Genomic DNA, 18,075 nt, shown 5'->3' on the forward strand with positions numbered 1-18,075 from the left:
TTTCATAAATAGTTTCCGCTGGGAATGATTTTGACATAATCATAACAAACCGAACGTACCTTCGTCAAGACTTGATTATAATGAGATGACTTTCGCCAATATAGAACCTAGCAGTTGATTACTTACTGTAATAATACAGTATACTTTAAGAATAATGAGCATCTATATAATAAGGAATGTGAGGGGGGATTAGTATCAAAAAAGTGATTATTTATGGTCAGATGTCAGAAAAAATTGATGATAGACTTAAGGAAATACATACGTATATTAAGTCGATGCAATGGCAGCTAGTTGAAGCGGTTTTTGATTATAAGGATTCTTGGGACGGTTTGTATACTTTGTCAGAAAAACTGAAAGGTATTGATATTATTTTAATTTACAGCATTGAAAGTATCTCCGATGATTTTGCTGTAGAGTTTATTTATAAAATAGCTGAAAATGAGAATGTGGTGGTGAAAAAATACTAAGGAATGTTACTTTATCCATCATTCTATTAAGGATGGGGTGATATAGGGGGGGTTAGGTTTTACTAGCTATTTCCGCTAGTCTATTAAATTCGCTGTATGATAATAATATATGGTTAAAGTAGAGTTGCCGGATTTTGGTGACCCCACTGTGGTATAAAAAAGCGAGGTGAAAAAGCTTATGCCAATATACAACAAACTTGTTCGAGATAGGATTCCTTATATCATTAAGGAAAATGGTAAAAGAGCAAAGGTTTCTATATTAACAGAAAAAAATTACTTCGATGAATTAAGAATAAAAGCAAAAGAAGAATTGGATGAATACCTTAATGCTGAAACAAATGAAGCAGCGTTGGAAGAATTAGCTGATCTGCTTGAAATTATGAATGGTTTAGTTAAATTGCATAGCAGCTCTATGGAAGAAGTTGAAGCGATTCGCAAAAGAAAAGCTGAAGACCGTGGAGCTTTTGAGGATAGGGTGTTTTTAATAGAAGTTGAAGATTTTGATTGAGGTGCATCATGAGTCATAAGCTAAAAGTTGGAGAACTTAATGAACAATATATGACAGATGAAGAGATATGGAGAGTTTTCACAGTAGTATTGTCCAGTAAATCTGCAAAATCTTCCACTTATAAGTATGTTTTAATGAAGTCGATCATTGAAAACTTATATCAGATCAATGATCAGTATGGGTTGACCTATAATCAGCTTGCCTACTCTTTTGCAAAAATATATTGGAATTTAGTTGTTCATCACAATTTAGTAAAGCAAAATAGGGGACCGAAAAGTGCCCGAGCTGTTACCGTTATTCAGGAATTTCAACAGAAACATGTTATTTCAAGTGAGTTTAGCTTCGACAAGATTCAAGAAACCTTACAATTGAAATTAGTTTCTTCCATGAAAAGTGTCATGAAAGAAAATGTTTTTGGGGCTCTTTATGGAGATACTAAAGGCCAGTTTTATGCATTCGATCACAAATTAGAAGTTTTTAGACTTCACCCAGTTGTTCATCAATTTATGTTAAGGTATCAACGTTTACTAGTTAATCTCGTAAACTATCATATGGCTGTGATGATTGAAGAATTGAATGAAAATAAATGCTTTTACTGTGGAAAGAGTTTATCGGAGCGAAAGGGGAATATTCATGTCGATCATTTCATACCATGGTCTTTCGTCCAATCCGATCAAATATGGAATTTGGTTTTAGCATGTCGAACATGTAATTTAGCGAAAAGTGATAAGGTACCGCGACGTCCATATTTGGATATTATTATCGACCGAAATGAGCAACTTTATCATATGCCAAATGAATCAACACAACTGATGGAAAACTACAAAGATAAAAAGGTTATTTTACTTTATAATTATTCCATCGAAAATGGGTTTGATACTTTGTGGGCACCTAGGTAGATAGATAAAGGCATGACATCTAAAGGATAATGTTAGGTTTTAGTAAAATTTCAAAAGAATATCAGGGATTTGTGAAGCAAAAGGAAATTCTAATTCGATCTCCAAATAAAAATGGTGTAAAGGATATTAGTAGTCCCTTACACCACTTTTCACGTAACCTTTAATTTACTTGATCATGAAATAACTTGGAAATATACTCATAGCTAATTTCTACGCTTTCCAATTGATTTTTCTTTGTCCAATCCTGTTCAATAAAAAGATATTTTGAATTGGCATTGTTCTTAAAAGTTTCTACAATCGCGGGAATATCCATGATCCCTTGTCCAGCTTCCGTAAAGTCGTCAATATTACGTATTTTCATCATGGATTCTCTGTTTAGAACGGTATCCTTTTCTAACTTCTCGAATACGTTAATCACATCGACGTTCGCCGATAGATCTTTTTGGTGGATAAGGTCACATCTTTCGCCTATTTTTTCTAGATAGGTCACTGGGTTTATTCCACCTCTAAGAGCCCAATATGTATCAAACTCTATTTTCACTAATTCTTTATCCGTATTTTCTAGCATAATGTCTAATACATATTCACCATCAAATGTTTGAAACTCATGATAATGATTATGGTAATATAGCTGCAACCCATTTTTCGCAAGTAAAGCTCCAGCTTCATTTAACTTTTTCGAAAAAGCTACTACCTCTTCTTCATTTTTAAAATAGGCAATCGCCACAACGAGTGATTGAATTCCAATCACCTTAGCATATTTCAATACCTTGTCTATTTTTCCAGCTTCCAAATGCTCCTCTGTTATATGAGAAGAAACAGCCTTTAAAGCAAGTCGATCTAGTTCTCTTTTTAACTCTTCAGGTGTCAATCCTCCAATCGTTGAGGAAAGATCATCTCCATGAAAGAATAATTCTAGATTTTTATATCCGATTGAAGCTATTTTTTCTAATGTTCCTATGAAATCTTTATTCATTTCATCTCTAACAGAAAACAATTGCAATCCAAATTCTACAGCCATTTTACTTTACCCCCAATATTTAATCTTTTATGAACACAGGTAATCGTGACTTTAGATGATTACCCTTTAACTGCACCTAATGCAATGCCTTTGACAAGATACTTTTGGAAGAAAGGATAAGCAACAATGATAGGCAGCACACCAACAACCGCTATCGCCATTCGTACAGATGTACTCGGAATTTGCGATGCAGCTTCACTTGCATTTGTACCTAAAGTGCCTTCCGCTAAGAATTGAATATCACTAAGCATTCTATTTAACATATTCTGGATGCTGAACATTTCTTTATCCGTGATATAAATTAACCCATTAAACCAGTCATTCCAATAGACAATGGTTTGCAATAAACCGATTGTTGCAAGGATGGGTAAGGATAGTGGTAAAACGATGGAATAAAATGTCCTAAATTCTCCTGCACCATCCATTCTCGCTGATTCGATAACAGGCTCAGGAATAGATGTCATAAAAAAGGACCTCATGAGTAAAACATTAAATCCATTCACTAACAATCCTGGAACAATAAGTGCCCATATTGTATTTTTCACATCAAAAATTTGAGTGTATACCAAATAGGTTGGTACTAGCCCCCCGTTAAACAGTAATGTAAAGAATACGAAAAATGCTAGGATATTCCGATACGGCAAATCCCTTCTTGAAAGTGAGTATGCAAGCATGGCGGTAATAGCTAAGCTTGCAATAGTTCCTACGACTGTAACAAAAACAGTGATTCCGTATGCTTTAAGAATGCTGCCAGAATTTTTTATTAAATATTCATATGCTGAAAGACTAAACTCAGCAGGGATAAAATTATACCCTTCTCTTAAAATGAATTCTTCGGACGTTAACGAAGAAGATATTAAGATAATGAATGGTATGATACTAAGAATGGCAAGAAGAGCCAGGAAAATATGTGATACGGTTTGAGTTATACGGTCTGATGTTACCATTTTCAAATCACCTTTTCTCTAAAATAATGCACTATCCTTATCTCTTACTCGAACTGCCCAGTTGGATAATAGAACAAGCACAAAACCTACGATAGATTGATAAAGTCCAGCCGCAGCAGACATCCCGATATCCCCAAGCTGTATCAGACCACGATACACATACGTATCGATAACATTTGTTGTATCATATAATGCCCCTGAATTCATCGGCACTTGGAAAAACAATCCAAAATCGGAGTAGAAAATTTTACCGATCGCAAGTAATGTCATCATAATAATAATGGGCATAATGAGCGGTATGGTGATGAAGCGTATTTGTTGCCACTTATTTGCACCATCCAATGTAGCCGCCTCATAGAGCTCTCCATCAATTCCAACAATGGCTGCTAAATAAATGACACATAAAAAGCCAATGCCCTTCCAAGTACTAACGAATGTTAATATGTATGGCCATAGCGAAGCCTCGGTGTACCATGATATTTCCTCTTTGCCCAACATTGGTAAAATTGTATTATTGAAAAAGCCTACATCAGTGCTTAAAAATGCATTGGCTAAATAACTAACAATTACCATTGAAATCAAAAAAGGCAATAAGATCGCACTTTGATAAAAACGAGCCGCAAATTTATTTTTAATTTCATTTAACAAAATGGCAGCTGCTACAGCAAAAACTGTATTTAACACAATAAATAGACCATTATATAAAATCGTATTACGAGTAATAATGAATGCATCTCTTGTGCCAAAAGATATTTGAAGTTTTCAAATCCAACCCAATCACTGGCAAAAATACCAGTAGCATAATTGACATCCTTAAACGCAATAATTAATCCAAACATAGGTAGATAATTATTGATTAGTAGATAGATTAATCCTGGTAACATCATGATAAATAAAGGAAGAAATCTTAAAAACTTCGCTTTTTTATTTGATGATTTTCCCTTTGATTCTACTTTTCTTTTAGGTTTAATTGCTGAAACGTGTTCCATTATATATCACCTCTTCAAAATGGAATAAAACCCTAAATAAGATTTAAATTGAACCACGTAAATAGAGAACTTAAAACAGTTCTCTACTTACGATTTATCTATATAGTTATTTACTATGGTTTATATTCAACGATTAATTCTTCTTTCTCCACTCATCAAGTTGCTTTTGCTTTTCTTCCATAATTTTATCTGAACCGGCGCTTTTTAATTTCTTAATAAACTCTGGTAATGTCTTTTCAGGATCGAGTGTTCCAGTTTCCAATCCTGCTCGGTATTGTTCCAGTACGTTTGCAGTTGCAGCAATCTCTGTTTTTACAGGTGTAACGTCAAAGCTAAATCCGAAAGCAGGAGATGCTTTTGCGCTTCCATTAAATTCAGAAAGTTGCTTCCAGTAATCTTTTTCATTCCCTTTCCAAACATGAGTAAGGAAGTTGTTACCAATTAACCACTGATTAAATACATAATTGCTTTCACCTTCTGGCTGTACAGCAAACCCTTCGTCATCAATTGTGTAGTGCTTACCTTCAATACCTAATGTTAATAAGTTCATAATATCTGCATCAGTATATAAAAGATTCATAAATTCCATTGCTTTTTCAGGGTTTTCACTATTTCTTGCAAGTGACATCATAAAACTTGTTGCGGAAGAGGTAAATTGGTATGGCTCTGTTACCCTTACCGCCACCATTTCATGACCTGAACGGATTGTTTCTTGAGTTTCCAGTCCTGGCTTCATATTCGTGAAATATCCAAATCCTTTACCAGACTTTACAATGTTATAACCAACTTCATCAGAAGTCGCAGCATCTTTCATAATGTAACCAGCTTTATACCATTCTCTTGCTAGATTTACGGCATCTTTGTATATCGGACTTTCAAATAGGTTTTCAACTTTCCAGTTATCTTCTTTCATTTCCAAAACACCAATATTATCACCTAAACGGTCAAAAAACGGATATATATATGTTTCAGCAACGGAAAGTAATGTACCTGTGTTAACAATTGGATCTATCGTTGGTTCATTTTCTTTGATTGTTTTGAAAATTTCGCCCATATCTTCAATTGTTTTTACTTTTGATAAATCAATGTTATATTTTTCAACTAAATCTTTTCTCATAATAAATCCATGATCTGATGCCCAGTCTCTCACACTTGGAACGCCATAGATTTTTCCATCAATTTTTGTTGCATTAATCATATGTTCTGGCATAGTTTCTAAGACGCCTTTTCCATGTGACTCTAATAGCTCATCCAACGGAAGAAGCTGTCCTTTAGCGGCTTGTGTACTATAGTTATAGAACGATGAGGATACAATTAGATCTAGTTTTTCTGTACCTGTCAACATAAGGTTTGTTTGCTGTGTCCATGCACCACCACCAATAGGTAATAATGTTACATTGACATTAATTTTTTCTTTTGTAATTTTATTGATTTCTTCTTGAACATTTTTAATATCATCAACATTAGAAGATGCAATATAGGCCATCGTCAATTCATATGGTGTTGCATCTTTCCCATTGGAACCCGCTGTATTTCCATCTTTTTTTGATCCACATCCTGAAATAACCAATAAGGATACAATCAGTATCATCAGCAATGTTTTCATTGATTTTAAATGTTTTGACATTTCAAATTCCCCCTATTTTTATATATTTTTTTCTCTTGATTAACTATAACGAACTTTCTAACAATATACTTTTCATAATCCGACATATCATTTTTGTTTTTCAGACTTTTAAACAAAACCAAGCGAAAACTGCTGCACAAAAAAATGCGCCTCTACAGAAATTGCAGCGCACATGTTTAATCATGATTCTTGATTCATAAATGTTCTTCGAAATTCCATTGGATTTAGATGGGTGTAATTTTTAAATAAGGTTGAGAAATAAGAGAAATTTGTATAACCGCATTCTAGCCCTATCGTACTTATTGGCAGTTCCGTTTGTGTAAGCAGTTGTTTTGCCTTTTCCATTCTTACATGTTGCATATATGTTGATATAGATACTCCTGTTTGTTTTTTGAATATCCTTGTTAAATAATCGGGATTTAAATAGACGTGATTGGCAATGTCATCCCTCGTTAATTTGTGGATACTGATATTTTCATTAATAAATTCTTTAACTTTGTCAACTACGGAATAGCTATCTTCATTCGGATGAATTTGTTCCATCGTTAATGTCGTTAAGAACAGGATCCATTCCTTGAAGTCATCTATCGTTCCTATGTTTTCTAGTTCATTTAGCAACACTTTGTTTGAAAAAACTTTATTTGCTTCCAATCCTTTTGCTTGCAAGAGATAGAAAATAATTTGCAAAAAATCTTGATAGAACACATGAAGAGAATTTCGTGTGACATTCATGTCGGCTATTTTCCATGATGTAATAAATTGTTGAATTTCATCAAGAATCTTATCTTTGGAACCATTTTTCATTAATTCAATCCAAGTTGATTTTGGTAAATTAGGTGTAAAATAGCTACTATTGTGGTGGCCTATTGTAAATGTTTTATTTGTATGTAAGACATTATTTTTATCCATTTTCTTTAACTCGTGAACAACCGAGACCATGTTGTTTAATGGGGATTGTTCCCCTATGTAAAAACAAACATCCATATATAGTGATTGTCTGCATTGTGTAATAATTTGTTCACAATGATTAACAATTTGGTTATGGTCAACTAGTTTTTCAGAAATAAATAGTAAGTGACTTTGTGATAACTGTATCATAGTTACATTGGGTTCTATTTTCATTATTTCTGTTTGAACATATTGTGAGGCTTTTATTTTTATTTCATTTCGATGTAAAAGCTCCTCATTATGTGTATATTGTATATGCGCAAGAATAGGGAGAAACCCTGCATTTATGTCAAATTTCATTTCATATTTACCGAGATAATAGTTAATTTCCTTTTCTGAAGAAGAAATCATTTCGTCAATCAAATTTCTCCAAAACGTTTCTTTCTGATTGGAACGATGCACTTCCTGCAGATGTAAAAATGACTCTTCTAGATGATTTAGATTCCGATTCTCTTGGATTTTACGAAACGCCTCTTTTATCTCTTCTTCCAATTCTTTATAGTCAATGGGCTTTAACAAATAATTTAAGCTTTTCAATTTGACTGCCTGTTTTGCAAACGTAAATTCAGAGTGACAAGAAATGAATATGGCCTCCGTGTAAGGATGATGTTCCCGTACCCATGATAATAGTTCGATTCCTGACCCTTTTGGCATATCGATATCACTTAATAATAAATCGATATGATGTTGTTCAAATATAGACTTCGCCTGTTTTTTATTATGTGCCGTATATACAGAAACAACTTCGAGCGCTTCCCAATCAACACCTGCCAAGATTCCTCTAACCGCATGAACTTCGTCATCGACAATAAGTACATTCATGTTTGTCATTTATTCATCCCCTACGTCCTTTGTACTTAATGGAAGTTTTATTTTTACCGACGCTCCTACTTGATTTGCAAATTCAATATTCGTCTTGTCTTTCCCATATAGTAATTCCAATCTCTTTTTTATATTCCATATGCCAATACGCTCCCCATTTTCTGTAATAATAGGTTCGTCCTTATTTAACCTAGATAAAATATCCTCCGAAAACCCTTCTCCTGTATCATCTACTTGAATGAAAATAAAATCATCCTTTGAATTGTTTTGCCATACTTTTATGAGAATTTCCATTGTATCGTCCAAATTAAGTCCGTGTTTAATGATATTTTCAACAAGTGATTGAATAATAAGTGGAGGTATTTTTACTTTATTCCACTGTGAGTCAACATCGAAATGAAATGTAAAAGCATCAGGAAATCGTAATTGCTGGATGTTTAAATAATTTTGTGTATGTTTTAGTTCATCTTCCAAACTGACAAAATATGAATTACTCTTGAACATAAAACGAAAATAATTAGCTAAAGATTGAGACATCTGTTGGATTAAAGAATAGTCTTTCACTGTTGCTAAATTATAAATAATATTCAAGGAGTTTAGGAAAAAATGAGGATTAATTTGTAACTGAAGATGTTTTAATTCTGCCCTTTGTAAATTGATTTTCTTTTCATATACGTCAATTTTCAAATGATGAATATCTGAAATCATTTGGTTGAACGATTCATTCATCATTTCAAATTCTGTTGAACTTTTAACCTTAGACAGGCGAATATTCAAATCGCCATTGCGCAACTTTTTCATCGCTTGGACAATTTGAAGGATTGGTTTTAAAAATATATTTCTCATCAATATAACAAAAAGTAGCAAAAATAGAATAGATCCTATCGTAATATATATCGAAATCCGTTGAATAAACGGCAAATCTTGTAAAATAGCTTGTTCAGGTATTAAAGCAACAATGTTGAAATCTCCATTTATGGATGGCTCATTCATGACAATAAACTGATCACTTTTCCCTTTAATTAAGTACGACTCAAATTGTTTCTTTAAGTCAATGTCTTCTGATTGAAGAAACTTATTATGGGTAATCGGAAGAAAGTTGGAGGTAGTAATCACGGTTCTGCCTAATTCACCAAATTTAATGTGTTTTAGAGGGGTAATTAAATTATCAATATTCATCCATGCTCCAGTAAAAACATCTTCATTATTAATAATATAAAGTAAATAATAGTGGTGAACCCCTTTCCAAAGGGTCCATTTACCATCCGGCAGTTCCTTTCCATTCTTTTGTAATACATTTTTTATTTCATTTGCCGTTTCCATTCTTTCCGTATAGCTATTGCCAAATTTTTGCGTATAAATCATTTCATCATAACCGGCAGTATAGATGAAAAGTGAATCTACCGGCATATAAAAATTCGCTTGTTTGGAAATGGTTTGGTATAGTCTTAGTTTTGCTTTGACGACATCATTGTAATCTACATCTTCCTTTTTTTGTAAGGATAAAATATCCACGTGATTTGATAGTTGATATACAAAGTTCCCCGTGTTTTCCAATTGCTTGTCAATTTCATTCATATGCAGATTCAACATTTTTTTATTTGATTGCTCTACCTGATTCCTTATGACACCAACAGAGTAATAATTATTAATGATTAAAATGACGATAAGTGGAACGAGAATGAGACAAATGCTGAAAAATAACTTTACAATGAGAGAGTTCCAAAATGTTGATGTCCGAATCATGGATGTCACCTACACTCTATCTAGTATTTAGAAATAAGATGGTTCCTGTAATATGATACCAAATTATCATATATTCTGGATTCCTAAATATGAACAAGAGATGAAGACTGTGACATTAGGGTCAGAAGGCTAATTATTTGATTCATATTTATTGCCTCCAGGGATTTTCATGATTTTATCCAAGATTGCATGGCTTTTACACGATTTCCCTTTGATTTTCCGAGACTGTAAAAAAGTCATAAATGAATAGATTATATTCAAATTGTAGTGCAGAGGGGTCTTTCTTGCGTTCTTATTCCTCATCCCAAGCGCTTACAACTTCACGTAAGTCCTACTAACATTGTTTTTAATGAAGTTTCGGGATAACTGTCTTCAAAAGAGCTCTTGCATCTTGGCTACAATGATGATTTTTTTAGTAATGATTGTATCAAGACTTAGTATTTGTGGTTTTCATTTTCTGATAGGTCTTTTATCTCGCCTGTTTGAAGAAATGTTTCGATTCTATCGGAAATCTCTATTTTTGAACCAGAAGCACTTATTCTGATAGTGGTAAATTGGGTGGCAATCATTAGTAAATGAAATGAGGAAGTGGTACATTCTTATGGTCGCAAACCATTTTAGGTTATGATGATATTACATACCTTTAACCATTCTTATGTAGGTGTAAAAATAAAAAACGTGGAAACGCCATTCAAATAAAGGAGATTGTCAATATGAAGAACAAAAATAGATTGAATATCCAAGTAGGACAAACAGTGGATATTGTATTGAAAATAGATCAATCAACTGGCAAGTTAACTCAAGGTATTGTTAAAGATATTTTAACAAAATCAGCTACACACCCCCATGGCATCAAAGTCCGTCTACAGGATGGTCAAGTAGGGAGAGTTAAGAGAGTATACTAGGGGTTAGAAACTATATTTGATTTAAATAGAACGAAATATGATCTATATATGTTTAGCGTGACGGTTTTGGCGGTTGGCACACGTCGCATTTTCGTTGGTGGCTATTTTTAAATTTCGTAAATGTTTTTTCAAAATTGTTGCCACATGCACATTTAAATAATAACTTTTGAGAAAAACCGTGGTATTCCGTCGTTAGCAGTTTACTATCCGAATTGTTCTCAACAAATTCTTTAATTTTACTGATTGTCCATCGTTTATTCATTCTTTTACTCCTCCATATTTTATCGCTAGACGATTTTGGGATCCATTTAATAGCAATAATCCTAAGTTCCTCATTATAGCATGAGCTTGCACATAATTAAACAGATCGCATTACCTGGTTGCAAAAAATGAAGTCATATTAATTATAAAAGATAACCTATAGGTAGACTTCCCCTAAAGGTCTATTCTATAGGCTATTTTTTTCATACATTGGATTTTAACTTACATACAGGTAAAAAATTTTAGCGAAGTGATTACTCTAACACGTGCACACTTGCCTGTACGACCATTTTTTCTTATTTTGTTTTTACATATTCCTTCCATGCTGTGATGCCGCCTTCCAAAACAGTAACATTGTAGTTGCGCGCAGATAGAACGTTCGCACATTTTGTGGCGGAATTTCCAGTTGTACATGTCACGATGATTTCTTTGTCTTTTGGTAAGGACTCATTAGCCAGATTTTCAGCTTCTTCAAGATTGAGAATATCTTCTTTATGTATATTGTAGCTATCGATATTGGGGCCATCTATATGATAATCATGATACTTTTCCTCAGCTCTTACGTCTAAAAGGATTACCTTTTCGTGTGCATTCGTTTTTTGAAATAATTCCCCGGGTGTAATCTTCTTTATATTCATGCTGCCATTCTCCTTTCAAGAATAACTTCCTGGGCTAGTTAAAACTAATCCAACGCCGTTTTCATTTTCCTCTTTATCCAATGTCAAGATTTCGGTGCCTGTTACGCTTGGATCAAACGCGACTTGAATCCCTTTTATCTTTTGAATGCGGTCAAATTCATGTGGCTCATCTATTGCTAAAGCAATTTGGGGTCCAGCACTGGCACTTGGAACCGTATATAAACGAATTCCTACTACTCCTGATCTTTTCAATAATTGCTTTGCATCATCCGTTATGTACATTATTTTCTCCTCCCAAAACATCTACAATACAACTACTCCATTTGATGATTCCCACTTATCATGCATATCCTCATATCCCACTATCATCAAACCGATGTTCCGCCAACACTGTCACAATTTGATCTTGAATCTCAGACATCGACCCTCTTATAAAGTTATTCATCATGATGGAAAAAATAAGTTTTTTACCATTTTCTGTTGTGACGTATCCTGACAGAGTACTTACCCCGTCTAATGATCCCGTTTTTGCGTGCACTTTTCCGTTTGCTGCGCTCTCAGCCATTCGATAGCCTAGAGTTCCGCTGCCAAAGCGACCATATTCTCCGACAGCTGGCTGAGCCTTTTTGAAAATGGGAAACCACTCTTTTTTCTGAATTTCATATAACATCTTTGTCAGTTCATTCGGAGGAATCAAATTGCTATGAGATAAGCCTGAGCCATCTTCAATTTTTACATTATTCCGATCCACGCCGAATTTTGCAATCGTTTCACCGACTACTTTTAGGCCAACATCCCAACTGCCTTCTCCATAAATCACTTTACCCATTTCTTTTACAAGTGTTTCACCGTGGATATTATTGCTTAATTTCAAAAAAGGCAATAATAACTCTTCCAATGTCATTGATTTTTTGGAAGTTAATATTTGCGCGCCTTCAGGTGTTTCGTCTACCTTCATATCGACGGCATCCCTTAATTTAATTCCTTGCTCTTCTAATGACTTTTTAAAAACATCCAATGCATAGCCAGTCGGCTCCCATACAGAAAGGATCTCACCCACGCTTTTTCCTTCAAGAGGAATCGTTCCTTCAATGATGATTTGGTTTGTACCATGTACCCGATCAATAGTCAGCGTATTCGTTTCTCCCGTATTTCCGGTCTTCGCTTTATTTATGATTTTTAAATAATCCGTCTCTGGTTTTAAAATCACATTTGGGCGAGCGCCATTTTTAACCCCAGCTTCGACTTCGATAAGGATTGTTCCTGCATCAAAGTCATCGTTCGGTGATAAGGTAAGAGCTGATATTTGTGCACCGTAATAACTATTTTCGTTCGACACATTCAATCCTTGTGAATGGCGCACATCGTCATACCAACTATCGTCTCCAATTAAATCACCATCGATTTGGTCGATGCCTTTGTCCTTTAGCTCACGAGCAAATTGATCGAAGTCTGCCTTTCTTAAGGTCGGGTCCCCTTTTCCTTTCAAGTATACACTTCCATCTAGCACCCGATTCTTCACTTTTCCATCCGTTAATACTTCTGTTTTAAATTGATACCGAGGTCCAAGCGTCTCCAAGGCAACAGCGGCCGTTATCATTTTCAAATTAGAAGCAGGACGTAACTTTGTATCACCGAAGTTCGAATAAATTAGATCCCCATCACTTGCATTTCTAATACTAACACCCGTGACCGCACCATTAAGACGGGGATTTTGTAAAATTTCTTCAATTTTCTTTGATAGCGATTTGGACTCGTTTACTTCTTCAGGCAATACAACTGCAGTAATCGCCAATCTTTTCTCATTCAATGTGATAAGCCGTAATGTAGGCAGCTTATTTATGCCTACTGAAGTGTTTGACTTTGCCAAGGATTGAGTTCCGGGCATTAAAAGAAGGACAGCCATTAAGATGCTGATTTTCAAAGCGATTTTGTATTTAGAAGAATATCCTGCCATATTGAACCCCTATTATATGTATTTTTTCCTATAAGATATCTTTTGATAAATATAATACCAAAGTCTGCAAAGAATTACTTAGTATCATCTAAATTCTCTTTGAATTAAATCTGCATCAAGCAATAACAAAAAGATGTTCATATAAAAAGGCTCCTAACTCTGCCCAGAGTTAGGAGCTTCAACCACTTATGCTAAAATGTTTTCTATTTTTTCAACTACATCCGCTGAAAGCTCCAACTTCGCACCCTCAACATTTGCTTCAATTTGTTCTGGACGACTTGCTCCTACAAGTGCGCTTGCAACATTGGGCTGTCTCAATACCCAGGCAAGGGCTAAGGCAGGAAGGGGCGTGTCGATTTCTTTTGCGATGGCTGCTAATTTTTCAACTTTAGCAAAATTGGTTTCGCTAAAATAATTAGTAACAGAAGAATTGATTTCATCATTGGCAGCTCGGCTATTTTCGGGAACACTGCCACTTTTATATTTTCCAGTCAACATTCCTTGACCGAGCGGTGAATAGACAACTTGGGAAATACCGTATTTTTCAGAAACAGGAATGACTTCCTTTTCAATATTGCGACTCAACATATTATAGAGCGGCTGATTCACAACGATGCGATCGAGTAAATATTTATCTGCAATCCCAACTGCTTCTTCAATTTGGGCGGCGCTCCACTCACTGACTCCAGCATAGAGGATTTTTCCTTGGCGAATGAGATCGTCAATAACGCGCAATGTTTCATCAACGGGAGTTTCTTTATCGTATCTGTGGCAATAAAAGACATCGACATAATCTAAATCTAACCGTTTGAGGCTGTTATGTACTTGCTCGAAAATGTGTTTACGGGAAAGACCGCGGTCATTTGGTCCATCTCCCATCGGTCCAAACGCTTTCGTCGTAATCACGTAAGATTCACGCGGATATTCCTTCAGCGCCTTCCCCATTACTTTTTCAGCTTCACCACGCTCATACACGTTGGCGGAATCAAAAAAGTTTATTCCTAGATCATACGCTTTATGGATTGTCTTTTCAGCTGTATTATCCTCAACTGATTTACCATAGGTAAGCCAACTGCCTAAACTGATTTCACTTACTTTTAAACCTGAACGTCCTAGTCTGCGATATTTCATTTCGTTAACTCCTTTCCTCTTTCTGAGTATTTTGTACCCATCATGTAGTAACAAATCATAAATTACGCAAGGATTGTTAAGGAGGGGTCACTTACTCAACTATATTTATCATACTTTAGAAAAGACCAAATTTACATAATGACTTGGTCTTTCTAAATTCAAAAAATCATTATATAGAGGAAGTGAGGTTTAAGCTATTTTAAGGTATATCATTTATCCTCGAAACCAATTTTCCCCTCGTACCTGTAAAATCAGGAACTTCCGCTATATTTTCAATATGGAGTAAATGATATTTTGTCGTTTTAGATTTGATCGTCCATTTAATTGATAGCTTTTCCCTTACTATGCGAAGGACTTAGATTGATTACTCATTTCTATATGCGGACTAAGCGATTCTGAATAATAAACCTCTCCATCTTTAGTCACGACAATTCCTGACACATCTTTTAATTGGTCTAACACATCCATTATTTCATGAGGCGACTGTCCGAATAAGCGGCCAGTCCATATTTCTCCATCGACTGACTTTTTTGATACGATCGTTAAACCTGCAACTTCTGTCTCAATTGGATAACCTGTATGACGATCCAAAATGTGATGATATGTTTGGTTGTTAGCAGTGAATTTTCTTTCGTAAATTCCAGATGTCACTATAGACTGATTTAACCCCTTTACAACGGCGATGTAATTTCCACGTGGAAGGAAGGGGTGTTGAATTCCTATTCGCCAGTAACCATCATTTTGATTTGGAGAGTATCCATATGCCATCACATTTCCGCCTAAATTAATGAGCCCTGCTGATACATTCATGGATTTTAAATCATCAATCAGAAGATCAGCGATAAATCCTTTTGCTAAAGCGCCTAAATCAATGAACATGCCGGTATTTTTTAAAAAAACCGTTTGCTCCTCGTCATCTAGAATGATATCGCTCGGCCTCGTTTTTTCAAGCAAGGATTGAATATCCTTTTGTGAAGGGACCTGGGCATCTTTAAAGCCAATCCGCCAAGCTTTAACGAGAGGGCCGATTGTAATATTGAGTGAGCTATCGGCAGGAGTGCTATGTTTCTTTCCAATTTTAATTAGATCATACAAACTCGAATTTACTTTCACTGGCCTTATTCCTGCAAGATTGTTAACTTCCATTAATTCTGATTGAGGATCATGAGCGCTGAAGCGTTTTTCGTATTCCTTCAATTTCATTATTACTTCATCCAAAATCCAATTTGCATACTCATGCTGGATCGCCAATTGAATAACCGTTCCCATCATATGTATTTCGCGGCTTTGCATCATTATGATCACACTTTCTTAAGGATTAAAATGTATATAATATATTCGAAAAAAGAAGGCCACTGGGGCCTCTTTTTTAGTGATTATATGTCATCTTTAACCGTTGCTCCAGATACTGTATCTACTTTAGTCGTTGCTCCAGATACCGCATCAACGCTGTCGCTGCCTGTTAACTGTTGTCCTGTTTGTTGTAAATACCAATCAATAATGGGTTTAATATCTTGTACATATTCGTTGATGCCAACATAATTATTATCTGGATCACGTATGGCCTTGTAGCTATGGACGACAAATTTATCTGGTCCGTGTGTTGGTACATGAACTCGCACTATATCTTCCTTGCCATTACGCAATTGCTGGATGACCCAAGAAACGCCGCTGTACGTTCTTTCTGGGTGACATTCTCCTAACGGACTACCTACTTGATGTGGGCGACGAGGTGCAAACATATCCTCGGGATCAAGCTTATGGTTATAGTACAAGAATTGATTATTGCTATCTGCATAAGTTAATTCCATAGGCATGGAATGTAGAAAGTAATCTAGTTGGTTAACGGTTAAAACACCACGATTTAGCTTAACGTAAGCATCGCCTTCAACTGCGCCGGTCGCTTCTGAAGCTTGTTCAACCCAGTCATCTGCTGACATGTCCACATCTTTGATCGTTGTTTCAATTGACCCGGTAGCAAATAAATCCTCTGTAATGGATACATCTTTCATGCCTTCAGGTGATTGCAGAATATTAACAACGTTGATAAAGCGAATGAATTTCTTAATGGACAATTCAAGGAATTCAGCAGTTTTTCCATCCTTTAAATTATGATCTTCGTCAAATGCTTTATGCACTTCTCCTAATAGAAACTCATTGCCGGGCATAACAACAGCATTTACACCAGGTGCATCTAATATTTGCCGTAAGTGCAGCTGGGCGCGAGAGGATCCTTGAACATCATAGGAAGCCCCTACAATCATGACAGGTTTCCCATCAAGCGGGTGTATTTTAAATGATAGCCATTCAATGACGCTTTGTAATGCAGATGGGATGGAATGGTTATATTCAGGTGTGGCGATGATGACGCCATCTGCTTCAGAGATTTTTTTATTTAAATATTGAATGGGTTCACTATTCGTCTGATCATTACTCTGATTAAACATTGGAATGTTTTTTATATCTAAAATTTCAACATCAACTAACGGTTTAAATTGTTTAGCGATGAAATTTAGCAGCAAATGATTATATGAAAAATCAGCATTTGATCCGCCTATCCCAACGATTTTCATATATATGTACCTCCTTAATTAGTTTCTTCCCATGAAAAATGTTGTTCTTTTTTCTTCTGAGAAGGATTCGCATGGACCAGTTGATTAGTAATATTTACAAAATGGATAAAATCATCAAAAATGTCTTCAAGCTGATTTATTTTATTTTGATCATTTAAATGGCCATCTTCGTCAAAGGCTTGTAAGGAATAGCCTAGTAAGAACTCAGAACTTGGCATAATGCGCGCTTTCAATTCAGGGGAGTCCAAGATTTGACGCAAATGAGTCTGTGCTCGGGAAGAACCTAATCTTCCGTAAGAAGCACCAGTAATCATGACGGGTTTATCAATAAGTGGCTGAGAAGTATAGGACAACCATTCCAATGTACTTTTTAATATTGCAGGCAGTGAATGGTTGTATTCTGGGGTGCTGATGATCACGCCATCCGCCGCAGAAATTTTATCGGCAAGGGTTTGAACTTCATCTGGCGCTTTCTGGTCTTTTGGCTTATTAAAAGCGGGCAAATTTTTGATTTCACAAATTTCAATGTTGGCTTTATTTGCAAAATGCTTTTGAATGAATTGCAGCAGCTTACGATTCGTAGAGCTGTCTGAGTTCGTTCCTACTATACCTATAAAGTTCATCATCTAATTGCTC

18 protein-coding genes and 1 pseudogene are annotated in these 18,075 nt (G+C 35.3%); 4 read left to right on the forward strand and 15 right to left on the reverse strand.

The features are described 5' to 3' along the window. The first annotated feature begins 221 nt into the window (after positions 1 to 221). The 3 genes from KHA96_RS08390 to KHA96_RS08400 all read left to right on the forward strand — a co-directional run bounded on the left by KHA96_RS08390 (position 222) and on the right by KHA96_RS08400 (position 1,874). The gene (locus KHA96_RS08390; protein WP_213128868.1) at positions 222 to 467 is read left to right on the forward strand and encodes a hypothetical protein; all 246 of its coding nucleotides are present in this window, start codon (positions 222 to 224) and stop codon (positions 465 to 467) included. A gap of 178 nt (positions 468 to 645) precedes the next feature. After that, the gene (locus KHA96_RS08395; RefSeq protein WP_213128869.1) at positions 646 to 975 is read left to right on the forward strand and encodes a nucleoside triphosphate pyrophosphohydrolase; all 330 of its coding nucleotides are present in this window, start codon (positions 646 to 648) and stop codon (positions 973 to 975) included. 8 nt (positions 976 to 983) lie between these two features. Continuing rightward, positions 984 to 1,874, forward strand: a complete 891-nt coding sequence (locus tag KHA96_RS08400; protein WP_213128870.1) for an HNH endonuclease — start codon at positions 984 to 986, stop codon at positions 1,872 to 1,874. Between the two features lie 160 nt (positions 1,875 to 2,034). Here the strand turns inward: KHA96_RS08400 and KHA96_RS08405 are convergent, their stop codons facing one another. The 7 genes and pseudogenes from KHA96_RS08405 to KHA96_RS23490 form a co-directional block, all read right to left on the reverse strand. Then, positions 2,035 to 2,895, reverse strand: coding sequence for a sugar phosphate isomerase/epimerase family protein (locus KHA96_RS08405; RefSeq protein ID WP_213128871.1), 861 nt, complete (start codon positions 2,893 to 2,895; stop codon positions 2,035 to 2,037). 59 nt (positions 2,896 to 2,954) lie between these two features. Continuing rightward, complete coding sequence (locus KHA96_RS08410; protein ID WP_213129879.1) at positions 2,955 to 3,842, reverse strand: carbohydrate ABC transporter permease; 888 nt, start codon at positions 3,840 to 3,842, stop codon at positions 2,955 to 2,957. 18 nt (positions 3,843 to 3,860) lie between these two features. Further along, positions 3,861 to 4,729, reverse strand: a pseudogene (locus KHA96_RS08415) (ABC transporter permease). Between the two features lie 235 nt (positions 4,730 to 4,964). After that, positions 4,965 to 6,458, reverse strand: coding sequence for an ABC transporter substrate-binding protein (locus KHA96_RS08420; RefSeq protein WP_213128872.1), 1,494 nt, complete (start codon positions 6,456 to 6,458; stop codon positions 4,965 to 4,967). 180 nt (positions 6,459 to 6,638) lie between these two features. Continuing rightward, positions 6,639 to 8,237 (reverse strand): response regulator transcription factor, encoded by a 1,599-nt coding sequence (locus KHA96_RS08425; RefSeq protein ID WP_213128873.1) that lies wholly within the window; start codon positions 8,235 to 8,237, stop codon positions 6,639 to 6,641. Then, on the reverse strand, positions 8,238 to 9,974 hold the full coding sequence (locus tag KHA96_RS08430) for a sensor histidine kinase (RefSeq protein WP_213128874.1): 1,737 nt from the start codon (positions 9,972 to 9,974) through the stop codon (positions 8,238 to 8,240). A 434-nt stretch (positions 9,975 to 10,408) separates the two neighbouring features. Further along, the gene (locus KHA96_RS23490; RefSeq protein WP_481748225.1) at positions 10,409 to 10,543 is read right to left on the reverse strand and encodes a hypothetical protein; all 135 of its coding nucleotides are present in this window, start codon (positions 10,541 to 10,543) and stop codon (positions 10,409 to 10,411) included. 144 nt (positions 10,544 to 10,687) lie between these two features. Between KHA96_RS23490 and KHA96_RS08435 the strand changes: the two genes are divergently transcribed. Continuing rightward, on the forward strand, positions 10,688 to 10,879 hold the full coding sequence (locus KHA96_RS08435; protein ID WP_213128875.1) for a YwbE family protein: 192 nt from the start codon (positions 10,688 to 10,690) through the stop codon (positions 10,877 to 10,879). Between the two features lie 52 nt (positions 10,880 to 10,931). Here the strand turns inward: KHA96_RS08435 and KHA96_RS08440 are convergent, their stop codons facing one another. The 8 genes from KHA96_RS08440 to KHA96_RS08475 all read right to left on the reverse strand — a co-directional run bounded on the left by KHA96_RS08440 (position 10,932) and on the right by KHA96_RS08475 (position 18,065). Next, the gene (locus KHA96_RS08440) at positions 10,932 to 11,141 is read right to left on the reverse strand and encodes a hypothetical protein (protein WP_213128876.1); all 210 of its coding nucleotides are present in this window, start codon (positions 11,139 to 11,141) and stop codon (positions 10,932 to 10,934) included. 295 nt (positions 11,142 to 11,436) lie between these two features. After that, complete coding sequence (locus tag KHA96_RS08445) at positions 11,437 to 11,778, reverse strand: rhodanese-like domain-containing protein (protein WP_213128877.1); 342 nt, start codon at positions 11,776 to 11,778, stop codon at positions 11,437 to 11,439. Positions 11,779 to 11,793: 15 nt separating this feature from the next. Beyond that, entirely contained in the window at positions 11,794 to 12,060 is a 267-nt protein-coding gene (locus KHA96_RS08450; protein WP_213128878.1) for an adhesin, read from the reverse strand. 70 nt (positions 12,061 to 12,130) lie between these two features. Continuing rightward, positions 12,131 to 13,735: a D-alanyl-D-alanine carboxypeptidase/D-alanyl-D-alanine endopeptidase gene (dacB, locus tag KHA96_RS08455; RefSeq protein ID WP_213128879.1), complete on the reverse strand. Its 1,605-nt coding sequence runs from the start codon at positions 13,733 to 13,735 to the stop codon at positions 12,131 to 12,133. 186 nt (positions 13,736 to 13,921) lie between these two features. Continuing rightward, entirely contained in the window at positions 13,922 to 14,866 is a 945-nt protein-coding gene (locus KHA96_RS08460) for an aldo/keto reductase family protein (protein WP_213128880.1), read from the reverse strand. 342 nt (positions 14,867 to 15,208) lie between these two features. Further along, complete coding sequence (locus KHA96_RS08465) at positions 15,209 to 16,138, reverse strand: FAD:protein FMN transferase (protein ID WP_249315412.1); 930 nt, start codon at positions 16,136 to 16,138, stop codon at positions 15,209 to 15,211. A 104-nt stretch (positions 16,139 to 16,242) separates the two neighbouring features. Beyond that, the gene (locus KHA96_RS08470) at positions 16,243 to 17,439 is read right to left on the reverse strand and encodes an NAD(P)H-dependent oxidoreductase (RefSeq protein WP_213128882.1); all 1,197 of its coding nucleotides are present in this window, start codon (positions 17,437 to 17,439) and stop codon (positions 16,243 to 16,245) included. 14 nt (positions 17,440 to 17,453) lie between these two features. After that, on the reverse strand, positions 17,454 to 18,065 hold the full coding sequence (locus KHA96_RS08475; RefSeq protein WP_213128883.1) for an NADPH-dependent FMN reductase: 612 nt from the start codon (positions 18,063 to 18,065) through the stop codon (positions 17,454 to 17,456). Between the last annotated feature and the right edge of the window lie 10 nt (positions 18,066 to 18,075).

This window comes from Bacillus sp. FJAT-49711, from assembly GCF_018343715.1.
GTDB lineage: Bacteria > Bacillota > Bacilli > Bacillales > Bacillaceae_C > Lederbergia.